This is a genomic window from Microbispora sp. H10836 (assembly GCF_012999525.1).
GTDB lineage: Bacteria > Actinomycetota > Actinomycetes > Streptosporangiales > Streptosporangiaceae > Microbispora.
This window is the reverse complement of the sequence record NZ_JABBWU010000002.1, coordinates 579,835-591,819: the sequence shown is the minus strand read 5'-3', so window position 1 is coordinate 591,819 and position 11,985 is coordinate 579,835. Positions and strand designations below refer to the sequence as shown.

The 11,985-nt window shown below is 74.2% G+C and carries 11 protein-coding genes; 2 read left to right on the top strand and 9 right to left on the bottom strand.

Annotation, left to right across the window (positions count from 1 at the left end; all coding sequences use genetic code 11):
* Nucleotides 1-120 precede the first annotated feature (120 nt).
* Entirely contained in the window at nucleotides 121-1,344 is a 1,224-nt protein-coding gene (locus HHX30_RS07345; RefSeq protein WP_249349734.1) for a serine hydrolase, read from the bottom strand.
* A 264-nt stretch (nucleotides 1,345-1,608) separates the two neighbouring features.
* Between HHX30_RS07345 and HHX30_RS07340 the strand changes: the two genes are divergently transcribed.
* Together HHX30_RS07340 and HHX30_RS07335 are read left to right on the top strand one after the other, a co-directional pair.
* A complete protein-coding gene (locus HHX30_RS07340; RefSeq protein WP_169980655.1) occupies nucleotides 1,609-2,331 on the top strand; it encodes a GbsR/MarR family transcriptional regulator in 723 nt (240 codons plus the stop codon).
* A gap of 27 nt (nucleotides 2,332-2,358) precedes the next feature.
* Nucleotides 2,359-3,087, top strand: a complete 729-nt coding sequence (locus HHX30_RS07335) for a class I SAM-dependent methyltransferase (RefSeq protein ID WP_169980653.1) — start codon at nucleotides 2,359-2,361, stop codon at nucleotides 3,085-3,087.
* Between the two features lie 6 nt (nucleotides 3,088-3,093).
* On the opposite strand, the gene HHX30_RS07330 is transcribed toward HHX30_RS07335, so the two are convergent.
* The 8 genes from HHX30_RS07330 to HHX30_RS07295 all read right to left on the bottom strand — a co-directional run bounded on the left by HHX30_RS07330 (nucleotide 3,094) and on the right by HHX30_RS07295 (nucleotide 11,910).
* On the bottom strand, nucleotides 3,094-3,873 hold the full coding sequence (locus tag HHX30_RS07330; protein ID WP_311922164.1) for a CoA ester lyase: 780 nt from the start codon (nucleotides 3,871-3,873) through the stop codon (nucleotides 3,094-3,096).
* 135 nt (nucleotides 3,874-4,008) lie between these two features.
* On the bottom strand, nucleotides 4,009-5,172 hold the full coding sequence (locus HHX30_RS07325) for a CaiB/BaiF CoA-transferase family protein (RefSeq protein WP_169980649.1): 1,164 nt from the start codon (nucleotides 5,170-5,172) through the stop codon (nucleotides 4,009-4,011).
* Complete coding sequence (locus HHX30_RS07320; RefSeq protein ID WP_211591727.1) at nucleotides 5,169-6,023, bottom strand: ribokinase; 855 nt, start codon at nucleotides 6,021-6,023, stop codon at nucleotides 5,169-5,171. The genes HHX30_RS07325 and HHX30_RS07320 overlap by 4 nt, the downstream gene beginning before the upstream one ends.
* Nucleotides 6,024-6,046: 23 nt before the next feature.
* Complete coding sequence (locus HHX30_RS07315; RefSeq protein WP_169980645.1) at nucleotides 6,047-7,399, bottom strand: ADP-ribosylglycohydrolase family protein; 1,353 nt, start codon at nucleotides 7,397-7,399, stop codon at nucleotides 6,047-6,049.
* Nucleotides 7,396-8,568, bottom strand: coding sequence for an ADP-ribosylglycohydrolase family protein (locus HHX30_RS07310; RefSeq protein WP_169980643.1), 1,173 nt, complete (start codon nucleotides 8,566-8,568; stop codon nucleotides 7,396-7,398). The genes HHX30_RS07315 and HHX30_RS07310 overlap by 4 nt, the downstream gene beginning before the upstream one ends.
* 40 nt (nucleotides 8,569-8,608) lie before the next feature.
* Nucleotides 8,609-9,610, bottom strand: coding sequence for an ADP-ribosylglycohydrolase family protein (locus HHX30_RS07305; protein ID WP_169980641.1), 1,002 nt, complete (start codon nucleotides 9,608-9,610; stop codon nucleotides 8,609-8,611).
* A gap of 6 nt (nucleotides 9,611-9,616) precedes the next feature.
* Nucleotides 9,617-10,603 (bottom strand): ADP-ribosylglycohydrolase family protein, encoded by a 987-nt coding sequence (locus HHX30_RS07300; protein WP_169980639.1) that lies wholly within the window; start codon nucleotides 10,601-10,603, stop codon nucleotides 9,617-9,619.
* The gene (locus HHX30_RS07295) at nucleotides 10,600-11,910 is read right to left on the bottom strand and encodes a sugar ABC transporter substrate-binding protein (RefSeq protein WP_169980637.1); all 1,311 of its coding nucleotides are present in this window, start codon (nucleotides 11,908-11,910) and stop codon (nucleotides 10,600-10,602) included. The genes HHX30_RS07300 and HHX30_RS07295 overlap by 4 nt, the downstream gene beginning before the upstream one ends.
* Between the last annotated feature and the right edge of the window lie 75 nt (nucleotides 11,911-11,985).

The following is an 11,985-nucleotide window of genomic DNA, read 5'->3' as shown; positions in this document are numbered from 1 at the left end:
CACGTCCGGTGAGTGCGACGAGCACCTCCCGGCCGAAGCCGACAGATCCCGTTGAGGACCCTAAGTCAGTCAGTCGATGGGTCAGACCCCGGCGGGAGGTGCTCACCTACATCATCTCTGTCAGTCGTCGATCGCCTGGTAGAGCGTGGTCCAGAAGTCGTGGATGAGCCGCATCGAATCCGGGGTGGACGCCCCGACCTGGGTGAGCAGGATCCCGGTGAGTCGCTCGGCCGGGTCGGCGTAGGCCGCGGTGCCGCTTCCGCCGTCCCAGCCGAACTGGCCGACGGAGGCGTAGTCGCCGCGGTAGGTGCGCACCGCCATCCCGAAACCCCAGCCGCCGTGCTGCCCCTGGCCGTGCGAGATGTGGACGTTGCCGACGGCCATCGCGTTTCTGGCGGCGTTCTGCTCGGGCGTGAGGCGGTTCGTGGTCATCAGCTCGACGGCGGGCCGGGACAGGATCCGCTCACTCCCGTGCGTCCCGCCGTTCAGCAGCATCCGGAAGTAGGCGTGGTAGTCGTCGACGGTGGAGACCAGCCCGCCGCCACCGCCCTGGAACGCCGGCGGCAGGCTCCACCGTCCTCCCTCGGCCTCGTCCCACACGAGGAACTCGCCGGTCCGCGGATCGGGGGCGTAAAGGGCCGGCAGCCGGTCGATCTGGTCGGCGGGCACGTGAAAGCCGGTGTCCTTCATGCCCAGCGGCTCGAAGACGCGTTCGCGCAGGAACTCCTCGAACGACTGTCCCGTGACCCGGGAGACGAGCACGCCGACCAGATCGCTGCTGATCTGGTACTGCCAGCGCTCCCCCGGCTGGTGCATCAGCGGAAGCTCGCCCAGGCGGCGCATCCACTCGTCCGGCTCGGGCATCGGCTCCGGCAGATTGGGCGTGAGCCCCCGCTCGAAGACCGCGTTCATGATCGGGGTGCCCAGCGACGTCATGTCCATGCCGAGCCCGAACGTGGAGGACAGCACGTCCCGGACGGTGATCGGCCGCCGCGCCGGCACGGTGTCGTCCACGGGCCCGTCGATCCGCCGCAGCACCCGGCGGTCGGCGAGCTCGGGCAGCCACGGGTCCACGGTGTCATCCAGCCGCAGCCCGCACTCGTCGAGCAGGACCATCGCCGCCGCGATCGTGACCGGCTTGGACGTGGACGCCATCCGGAAGATCGTGTCCCGGCGCATCGGCGCGCCACCGTCATGGCGCATCGTCCCGATCGCCTCGACGTACGTCTCGTCACCCCGGCCCACCAGCGCGACGAGCCCGGGGATCCTCCCCGACTCGACGTGCCGGGTCAGCACCTCACGCACTCTGCGCAGCCCTGTCGCGGAAAAGCCGTTTCCCATCATCAATCTCCTTGCCCACACTGCCACGATGTTCGGGAATCTCTGAACGTCCGTGACACTACATTGCGTTCATAAAATGGTCAACATTAATAGGAGGCCAGTCTCTCCTGCATACACGTGTTTTAGTGACGTGCATTGCAATGAAGATGCGAGCAAACGCAATGGACGGCCAGGCGCCCTTTGCAATGGGATCCGCGTGAATGCATACTGTGCAGCGGGCGTGGGGCGCACGGCTCCGCACATGCGACAGACAGGAGATCACCGCCGATGCCCGGAGGCAGACTCACCGACGAGGACCGCCGGCACATCGCCGCGGGGCTGGCCGAGGGACTCGGATACGCGGAGATCGGCCGGCGTCTGGGGCGGCCCGCGTCGACCATCATGCGGGAGGTCACCCGCAACGGCGGACCCGGCGACTACGGGGCGGACCGCGCGCACGAGGCCACCCGGCATCGCGCGCGCCGGCGCAGGCAGGCTCAGCCTCCGGCCCCGCCGATCTCCGACAGCGGCCATGGACGTGACCCCCAGGCCGTGCGGGACTTCACGGAGTCCTTCATCGCTCTCCTCGTCGAGCAGGGGCTGCCCCGGATGGAGGCCAGGGTGCTGGCCTGCCTGTACGTCAGCGACGCCGGCGCTCTCACCGCGGCCGACCTGGTGCAGCGGCTCCGCGTCAGCCCCGCGTCGATCTCGCACGCCGTCGCCTTCCTCGAACAGCAGGGAATGCTCAGGCGGGAACGGGTCCCCGGCGCGCGGCGCGAACGTTACGTCATCGACGATGAGATCTGGCTCCGGTCCATGCACGCATCCCTGCGGATGAACGACGCCCTCGTGGCCGCGTCGCGGCGCGGAGCCGAGATCCTCGGGGCCGCGACCCCGGCGGGCGCCCGCTTCGAGGCCTCCGCCGAGCTCCTGCTCCTCGTGAGCGAGGCCTTCCGGCAGGTCATGGAGCAGTGGCGGCAGACCCGGGCCGCCCAGCACCCGGGAGCGTAGGGGCGGCGTGCGAGGTATGGTCGCCGAGTGCCTGACGCGATCTTCGCCCACCCTCGGCTGGCCGCCGTCTACGACGCCTTCGACGGTGACCGTGACGACCTGAGCGCGTATCTCGGCCTCGCCGACGAGCTGGGCGCCGAGCGCGTGCTCGACGTCGGCTGCGGGACGGGATGCCTGGCGGTCCTGCTCGCCGGCGGCGGACGCACCGTCATGGGCGTCGACCCCGCCGAGGCGTCGCTGCGGATCGCCAGGTCGAAGGACCCGGCAGGAAGGGTCACCTGGGTCCACGGCGACGCCACCGGCCTGCCGCCGTTCGGCGCCGACCTCGCCGTCATGACGGGGAACGTCGCGCAGGTGTTCCTCACCGACGACGAATGGTCGCGGACGCTCCGGGGCGTCCACGCCGCGCTCCGCCCGCGGGGGCATCTCGTGTTCGAGACCAGGCGCCCCGAGCGCCGGGCATGGGAGGAGTGGGCCTCCGACACCGGTCCGGTCGTCCTCGACCTGCCGGAGGCCGGGGTCGTGGAGCGGCGCCTCGAGGTCACCGGCGTGAGCCCGCCGCTGGTGTCCTTCCGCTACACCTACACCTTCCTGGCGGACGGCGCGGTCGTCACGTCGGACTCGACTCTCCGGTTCCGCGACCGGGACGAGGTGGAGGAGAGCCTGACCCCGAACGGCTATCGCGTGCTGGACGTGCGCGACGCCCCCGACCGCCCGGGGCGCGAGTTCGTGTTCGTCGCGCGGCGAACGACGTGAAGCACCTCAGTGGTCGCCCGCGTCGGTGAGGATGCTGCGGGCCTGGCGGACGACGGCCTCGTCGACGAAGCGGCCGTCGGCGAGGGCGACCGCGCCCTGGTCGGCGGCGGAGACGACCTCCAGGGCGGCGACGATCTCCTCCCGGGTCGGGCGGTAGGCCGCCGCGATCACCGGCAACTGGATGGGGTGGATGGCCGCCCGGCCGCGAAATCCCATGACCCGGCCCTCGGCGCAGGACGCGGCCAGGCCGTCGAGGTCGCGGACGTTCGGATACACCGACTGCGCCGGGGCCGGCAGCCCCGCGGCCCGGGCCGCGACCACGATGCGGGACCGCGCCCAGGCCAGGCCCGCCTCGCCGGTCACGCCGAGGTCGGCGCGCAGGTCGGCCTCGCCCAGGCCGATCCCGGCCACCGCCGGGGAGGCCGTGGCGATCTCGAACGCCCGCTCCAGCCCGAGGGCCGACTCGACGATGGGGCGCAGCGGCACGCCCGGCACCGCGTCGGCGATCCAGCGGACCTCGTCGGCCGACTCCACCTTGGGGACGCGCAGGCCGCCGCTGCCGTGCAGCAGCGTGCCGAGCGCGTGCAGGTCGGCCTGGCCGTACGGCGTGCGGACGTCGTTGACGCGGATCTCCACGCGCGGCTGCGGCGTGGCCAGGAGGGCGACGGTCGCGGCCCGGGCGGTGCCCTTGTTCTCCGGGGCGACCGCGTCCTCCAGGTCCACGACCACCATGTCGGCCTCGCCGCCGAGCGCCTTGGCGACCCGGTCCGGACGGTCGGCGGGCACGTACAACCACGTCAGGGGGCTGCCGGCTGAAGGCCCGGAAGAAAACCCAGTGGAAGGCACGGCGTCAACTCCTCGCGAATCCTCCGTGCCCCTTTCCGCATGATCGGCGCTCATGCCGCACCGTGGTGTGACATGTCACACCACACCCTTGGCGCGCAGGGCCTCGACGTCCGCGGCGGTCAGGCCGAGGCCGTGCAGGATCTCGTCGGTGTCGGCGCCGTGCGGACGGCCGGTCCACCGGATGCGTCCGGGGGTGTCCGACAGCCGGAACATCACGTTCTGCATCCGCAGCGGGCCCAGCTCGGGGTCCTCCACCGTGGTCACGGCGTCGAGCGCCCGCAGTTGCGGGTCGGCCAGCACGTCGCGCACGTCGTAGATCGGCGCCACGGCGGCCTCCGCCTCCTCGAACGCCCGCAGCACCTCCTCCCGGGTCCGCTCGCCGACCCACGCCGCCACGGCCGCGTCGAGCTCGTCCGCGTGCGCCACCCGGCCCGCGCCCGTGGTGAACCACGGCTCCTCGGCCAGCTCGGGCCGCCCGACCAGGCGCATCACCCGTACGGCGATGCTCTGGGCGGAGGTGGAGACCGCGACCCAGGAGCCGTCGCGGCACCGGTAGGTGTTGCGCGGCGCATTGTTGACCGAGCGGTTGCCCGTGCGCGCGGGCACGACGCCGAGCCGGTCGTAGACCGTCGGCTGGGCGCCGAGCACCGTCAGGATCGGCTCGACGATGGACAGGTCGACGACCTGCCCGCGGCCCGACCGCAGGGCCGTCATCACGGCGAACGCGGTGGCCAGCGCGCAGATGCCGTCCGCGAGCCCGAACGGCGGCAGCGTGGGCGGCCCGCCGGGCTCCCCCGTCATCGCGGCGAACCCGCTCATCGCCTCGGCGAGGGTGCCGAAGCCGGGCCGCCTGGCGTACGGGCCGGACTGGCCGAACCCGGTGACCCGGGCGAGCACCAGGCCGGGGTTGACCTCGCTGAGCCGGTCCCAGGACAGGTTCCAGCGCTCCAGCGTGCCGGGGCGGAAGTTCTCGATGAGCACGTCCGCGTCCTCGATCAGCCGGACCATCAGGTCCTGGCCCTCCGCGGCGGACAGGTCGAGCGTCATCGTGCGCTTGTTGCGGCCGAGCATCTTCCACCACAGTCCCTCGGGCCCGTGCCCCCGCGACGGGTCCGGCCTGCGGGGATGCTCGATCTTGATGACGTCCGCGCCGTAGTCGCCGAGCAGCATGGCCGCGGTCGGCCCGGCGAACAGCGTCGCGGCGTCGATCACCCGTACGCCGTCGAGTGGCCCGTTCACATGCCCTCCAGGAGACGGTCGATCTCGTGACGGTGCGGCATCGAGATGCTGGCGCCCTCCCGCCGCACCGACAGCGCCGCCGCGGCCGAGGCGAAGCGCAGTGCCCGCGCCGGGTCGGCCCCCTCACTCCTGGCCACCGCCAGCGCCCCCGCGAAGGTGTCCCCCGCCGCCGTGGTGTCCACCGCCCGCACCGGTACGGCGGGCTCGCGCAGCCGGGTGCCGTCGCGCGAGCCGTACAGGGCGCCCCGGGCGCCGAGGGTGACGACGGCCTCGGGGACGAGGTCGAGCAGCGCCTCCAGCGCGTCCCGGGGATCGTCGCGGCCGGTCAGGGAGGCCGCCTCGTGCTCGTTGGGCACGATGAGGCCGACGGCCTCCAGCAGTTCGGCCGGCAGCGGCACGGCGGGGGCCGGGGTCAGGATCACCCGCGTGCCGGGAACCCGGGCCGCGGCGACCACGGCGTCCATCGGCAGTTCCAGTTGCAGCAGCAGGGCGTCGGACCGGCCGATCGTCTCCGCGTCCCGCGGCGAGGGGCCGGTGACGGTGCCGTTGGCCCCGGGCACCACGATGATCGAGTTGTCGCCGCCGTCCTGCACGACGATGTGGGCGACGCCCGAGGGGCCGGGCACGACGCGCAGCCCGCTCGTGTCGACGCCCGCCTCGGTGAGCGCGCCGCGCAGGCCCGGCCCGAACGCGTCGTCCCCCACCGCCCCGAGGAAGGCCACCTCGGCCCCCGCGCGGGCCGCGGCGATCGCCTGGTTGGCCCCCTTGCCACCCGGGATCGTGCGGAACGCCCGGCCCGTGATGGTCTCCCCCGGTTTGGGGGCCTGGGCGACGTACGCCACCAGGTCCATGTTGGCGCTGCCGAACACCGAGATCACTGCCGGTCCCCTTCGTTGAGCGCGAGCGTGCGGGCGGCGAGCGACTCGATGGACACGCCGTCGAAGCCGGGCAGGCTGCTGGCCAGCCGGTCCCGGGTCGTCCACTGTGCGGGGACGCCGCCCGCGAGCGCCCCGGCGATCGATCCGGCCGTGGCGGCGGCCGAGTCGGTGTCCCAGCCTCCGGCCACGGCCGAGCCGACGGTCGCGGCGAAGTCCCCGGCGCCGTGCACGAGGGCCGCCGCCAGCAGAGCCGCGTTGTTGACCGTGTGCACCCAGTGGAGTTGTCCGTGCCGCGCGTACAGCCGGTCCGCGACCCGCTCGAAGTCCGGCTCCGCGGCGGCGTCGGCCACGGCCTGCCGTACGGCGACGGCCAGGCGCGAGCCGGGCGGCACCACCGACAGCCCGGCCTCGATCACCTCGTCCACGCTCCCGGCCACGAGCGCCTGCGCGCACATGGCGGCGGCGAACATCGCGCCGTAGATCCCGTTGGCCGTGTGGCTGAGCCGGGCGTCCCGCCACGCCCGGGACGCGGCCGTCGCCGGGTCGCCCGGACTGGCCCAGCCGTACACGTCGGCCCTGATCAGCGCGCCGATCCACTCGCGGAACGGGTTTCGATGCGTGGCGGTCGCGGGTGGTTCCAGCCCCAGGAGCAGGTTGCGGTAGGCCGCCCGCTCGGCGGTGAAGACCCGCCCTGCGGGCAGCGCGTCGAGCCAGGTCCGCGCCACGTCCTCGGTCGTGAAGCCCGGCCCGTGCCGTTCGAGCACGGTGAGCGCGAGCAGCGCGTAGTTGAGGTCGTCGTCCTCGGGCACGCCGTCGATGTTCTCGGCGAGGCTGGTGGCCGCGCTGCGGCGGTTCCACGGCCAGCGCTCGGCGATCTCCGGCGGCAGCCCCTTCGCCGTGAACCAGCCGCGGATCGGCCAGTTGCCGGTCGCCTCGGCGACGGCCCTGATCCCCTCCCGGGGGATCTTCTCCACCGGCTTGCCCAGCAGGCATCCGGCGGCCCTCCCCCACCAGGCGGCCAGGACCCGCCCGGGCTCGGGCCGGACGGCGGCGCGCCCGCCGGGCCAGTCCGGGCAGGACGCGACGATCTCCTCCAGCGAGGAGGGCTCGGGCAGCGGCGAACCGATCGTGGCCAGCTCATCGAGCAGTTCCCCGGCGAGTGCGCGCAGCCCTTCGGGGGCGGGCCCGGTGGAGGCGCCCGCCCGGGGCGGCGCGTCGTGTCCCCCGGCGGCGCGCCAGCGGTCACCGGCGGCCGCCACCTCGGGGATCGCCCCCCGCCCGTCCTCGGCGGCCTGCCGCAGCTCGTGGCCGACCAGGTCCTCCGGCTGCACCCAGGTCAGCCGGATCACCGGGAGTCCTCGTCCCGGCGCGGCCCGAGCAGGGCGTCGAAGGCGGCCTCGTGCGCGCGGCGGCGCTCCCGGTCGGCCGCGTGGACCCGCCGCGCCACGGCCGCCAGCGCCAGCCCCGGCCCGACCAGGTCCGTACGGCTGGCCGCGGCCACCCGCTCCAGCCAGTCGGCCGGGACGGCGGCCCGTCCGCCGAGCGCCCCGGCGAGGGCCCCGCCCATCGAGGCGATCGAGTCGGCGTCGCGGCCGTAGTTGACGCCGCCGAGCACGGTCTCGCGGTAGTCGCCCCCGGCGATGACCAGGAAGGCGAGCGCGAGCGGCAGTTCCTCGATGCTGTGCAGCCGGCTCGGCCGGCGCGCCCCCAGGCCCTGGTCGCGGTAGGTGTCGGCCACCGTGTCGTAGGGCCGGACCGCCGCCCGCAACGCCTCGAACGAGCCCTCCCAGTGCCCGAGCCCCCGGGCGACCGAGCAGACCGCGTCGATGGCGGCCCGGGTGCCGTCGTGGGCCAGCCGCAGACAGGCGGCCACGACCGAGTCGGGTGTCGCGCCGGGCCGCATCGCCTCGGCGACGGCCGCCGCCAGCACCCCCGCCGCCTCCCGGCCGTAGCTCGACTGGTGCGCTCCGGCCAGGTCGACCGCCTCGGCGTACGCGCCGTCGGGGTCGCCGGCGTTGACGACGCCGACCGGGGCCATGTACATCGCGGCGCCGCAGTTGACGATGTTGCCGACACCGGCCTCACGGGGGTCGGCGTGGCCGTAGTGCAGCCGCAGCACGAGCCACTTCTCGGCGAGGAACACCCGCTGGAGCGGCAGCGCCTCGGCCTCCAGCTCGGGGATCCACCGTCTCTCGCCGATCATCTCGGGCACCAGGTGCTCGGCCGCGGCGTAGGCGTCGAGGTGGCCGCCGACCCGCTCGTACACGCGGATGAGGGCGTGCGTCATCAACGTGTCGTCGGTGACGTGGCCGTCCCCCTTGTGGTACGGCGCGATCGGGCGGGCGTCGCGCCAGTCCTCGTTGAAGGGAGGGACGACACCGCGGACGCGGCCCCCGTAACGCTCCTGGATCTGCTCGGGCGTCCATCCCTCGGTGGCCCCGCCGAGCGCGTCGGCCACCGCGGCGCCCGCCACGCACCCCACGGCGCGATCGGCCAGCAGGTCCTCCTGCGGCGTCATCCAGTCCTCCCCCTTGTCCGTACGCGTGACGGGGCGGACCTCATGCGAGCCGCCCGGCGATGTCCAGCAGGTCGGCTCCGGCGAGCTCCGGCAGGCAGCACCCGGCCAGCGTGCGTACCCGCTCGCGCCAGGCGGCGGGCAGCGCGTCGTACCCCACGGCGCAGCCGAGCAGCGCGCCCGTGAGCGCGGGCGCGGAGTCGGCGACCGGCGCGAGGCAGGCCGCCGCCGAGACGCCCGCGCCGAACGCCTCCGGCGTCCCTCCGGTGGCGGAGACGGCGGCGTCCGCGAGGGCCAGCGCGATCGGCACCGTCTGCGCGGCGGCGACGCCGTAGCTGTAGACGTGGTCGAGCACGGCGGCGTCCAGGGCCGGGACGGCGGCGAAGGGCGGGCCCGCCGCCCGCGCCGCCGCGAGCGCCTCGCGCGCCGCGTGCCCGATGGCCGTGCCGGCCGGCAGCGCGCCGAGCGCCTCCTCCATCGCCTCGGCCATCGCGGCGCCCTCCGTCAGCGCGGCGACGGCCCTGGCCGTCGCCACCGCCCCGAGCACGCCGTCCTCCGCGTTGGTGACGCGCGCGTCCTCCACCGGGTCCAGGCCCGCCGCGCCGAATGCGACGGCCCGCACGGCCGCCGCGTCGTCGAAGTGGTGGGGGTTGTCGTGCCCGCTGGCGGGCGGGCGCTTGCCGGCCGCCAGGTTGTCGAGCGCCGCCCACACCGAGACGCGCGCCCGGACGTCGCCGCGGCCCGCGAGGCGGCCGAACGCCTCCGCCCTGTCCTCCCGGATGGTCAGCGCCGTCCAGGCCAGCCACTCGGCGTCGTCGGACGGGCCGAGCGCCAGCGGCGCCACCGGCTGGTTCAGCGCGAACGGCACGGGCAGCGTGGTGACCTGGTGCTCCTCGGCGAACGCGTCGAGCTCCCGGCGAAGCCGCCTGCTCCAGCCGGCCAGCAGCGCCGACCGGTGCCGGGCGGCCGGCCACCCGGCCGCGTCCCCGGCGGCGAGGCCGGCGAAGGCCCCCCGCACCCGGTCGAGCCTCTCCCCCGATGCCATCTGGTCCTACATTCCTTTCACGAGCTCGTCGGCCACGTCGCGGATGTCCCGTCCGGCGACCACGGGCAGGCAGCGCCCGGCCACCGGGCCGATCCGCGCGGCCCAGCGCTCCGGCACCGCCGCCTCGCCGCGGCCCGCCCCCGCGAGGGCCCCGGCGACGGCGGCGGTGGTGTCGGCGTCCCTGCCGAGGTTGGCCGCGGTGACGACCGACGCCTCCACCTCCCCGCCGCCCGCCACGTAGGCGGCGATCGCGAGGGCGACCGCCTCGGGCGCCAGGTCCGTCCACGGGTAATGCGCCATCACGACGGCGTCGTGCAGAGCACGCCCGAAGGAATCGTGCAGGGCGCGTCCCGGGAGGGGACGGGGCGTGCGGGCGGCGACGTCGAGCGCGGCGCGGAGGTTGCGGGCGGTCCAGGAGTCCTCCGGCACCGCCCGCAGGGCCGCCCCGGCCACCTCGCCCGGCGGGGCGCCGGTCATCGCCACCGCGACCGCCGCGGCCACCGCCCGGCCGCCGAGTATCCCCTCGCCGGTGTGGCTCACCCGCCCGTCGGCCTCCGCCAGCCGCGCCGCCTCGTCCGGGTCGCCCGCCGCGAAGATCCCGTACGGCGCCGCCCGCATGGCCAGGCCGTCGGACCAGCCGTGGGCGTGCCACCGGCCGGTCAGCGGCGGCTCCAGGCCGCGCCGCAGGGCCTCGACGGTGCCGAGTTCGGAGAACCCGGCGCCGCGCATCGGCCCGTCGAGCCGCGCCACGATCTCCTCGCGCCAGGCCCGCGCCACGTCCTCGGAGGTGAGCCCGTGACCGTGGCGCAGGAGCACGGTGGCGGCGAAGATCGTGTATTCGGTGTCGTCGGTGCCGCCGCCCTCGATCTCGGTGAGCACGCCCCACCGGGAGGCGATCTCCTCCGGCCCGAGGTTTTCCGCGGGTGCGCCCAGGGCGTCGCCGGCGGCGAGGCCGAGCAGGCAGCCCCGGGCGCGGTCGCGGACGGAGATCATCGGCTGTACCGCTCCAGCACCTTGTTCCCCTCCTCGACGAGCCGCGTGGCGAGCTCGTCCAGGCTGATCTTGTCGGCGAAGTACTCCTGCATCGCCGGCGTAGCCACCTTGCTCTTCCACTCGTCGTACCCGTTCACCTTGAGGAACGGCGCGACGACGAGGTCCTTCGCCGAGGCGGTGGCGACGTCCCAGCCGTTCTCCTCCGTCGTGAGCGCGGGGTCCTTCGCCGCGGTCGTGCTGGTGGGCAGCAGCCAGTCACCCTTGGCCAGTTTCGCCTGGTTCGGGCCGTTCAGGAAGTAGGCGATGAACTTCAGCGCCTCGTCGGAGTGCTCGCTGTCGGCCGCGACCGACAGCGTCTGGGACACCGCGCCCTGCTGCGAGGTGACGCCCTTCAGCGGCGGCAGCGTGACCCACTCGAACCCGCTCGGCGCCTGCTCGGCGACCTGCTGGCGCAGGTACACCCCGGCGGGGAGGATGGCGTACTTCCCGGCGAAGAAACCCGGCAGCGGGTCGGCGGTGCCCATGCCGAGCGCGGACGGGTCGGCCGACTTGTCGGTGTAGAGCTGGTCGTGGATGCGCTGCAGCACCTCCCGCTCCTGCGCCCCGGCCTTCACCGTGGTCTTGCCGTTCTGCGTGTCGAAGAAGGTGCCGCCGAAGTTCAGCGCCAGGTTCAGCACCTTGTTGACCGGCGACTTCATCGGCCAGGCCACGCCGTACGCGCCCTTCTTGGTGAGCTTCTTCGCCACATCGGCGAACTCGTCCCACGTCCACGGCGCGTCCGGGGTGGGCAGGCGCACACCGGCGCCGTCGAGCAGCTTCTTGTTGGCGATGAGCACCTGCGACTCCTGCAGGAACGGCACGCCGTACACGCCCTGGCCGCTCTTGCCGTCGGAGAAGGTGACGGTGTCCCACGCCGCCTGCGGGATGTCGTTCTTCAGCTCGGCGGGGACCTTGCCCGTGAGGTCCAGCAGGAAGCCCCGCGAGGCGAAGCTCGACAGCGCCGGGGAGTCGTCGTGGATGACGTCCGGCGGGTCGCCGGCCTCGAACGAGGTCACGAGCTGGTCGTTGACGTTGTCCCAGCTCCCCTGGACGTACTCGACCTGGATCTTCGGGTTGGCCGTGTTCCACTCGGCGACGATCTGCTTGTTGGCCTCGATCGACTCCTTCTGCCAGGCCAGGCTGAGGAAGCGCAGCCGCACCGGCTGCCCGTTCCCCCCGGACGCGGCGTCGCCGCCGTCGCCGCCGCTCCCGCATCCGGCGGCGAGCGCGACCGCCGCCACGGCCAGCGCGGCACCCAATCTCCTCATGCCGCCTCCTCGCCTTCGGCTCGGAGCGACACTCGTCGATCGCGGTGTTTCCCGATTCGCTCGCTACGCTCGCTC

Bases quoted from the DNA above. Each gene is read 5' to 3' on its own strand.
- HHX30_RS07310 (WP_169980643.1), bottom strand. From the start codon at position 8,568: ATGACGCCGCAGGAGGACCTGCTGGCCGATCGCGCCGTGGGGTGCGTG.
- HHX30_RS07320 (WP_211591727.1), bottom strand. From the start codon at position 6,023: ATGGACCTGGTGGCGTACGTCGCCCAGGCCCCCAAACCGGGGGAGACC.
- HHX30_RS07295 (WP_169980637.1), bottom strand. From the start codon at position 11,910: ATGAGGAGATTGGGTGCCGCGCTGGCCGTGGCGGCGGTCGCGCTCGCC.
- HHX30_RS07300 (WP_169980639.1), bottom strand. From the start codon at position 10,603: ATGATCTCCGTCCGCGACCGCGCCCGGGGCTGCCTGCTCGGCCTCGCC.
- HHX30_RS07345 (WP_249349734.1), bottom strand. From the start codon at position 1,344: ATGATGGGAAACGGCTTTTCCGCGACAGGGCTGCGCAGAGTGCGTGAG.
- HHX30_RS07305 (WP_169980641.1), bottom strand. From the start codon at position 9,610: ATGGCATCGGGGGAGAGGCTCGACCGGGTGCGGGGGGCCTTCGCCGGC.
- HHX30_RS07340 (WP_169980655.1), top strand. From the start codon at position 1,609: ATGCCCGGAGGCAGACTCACCGACGAGGACCGCCGGCACATCGCCGCG.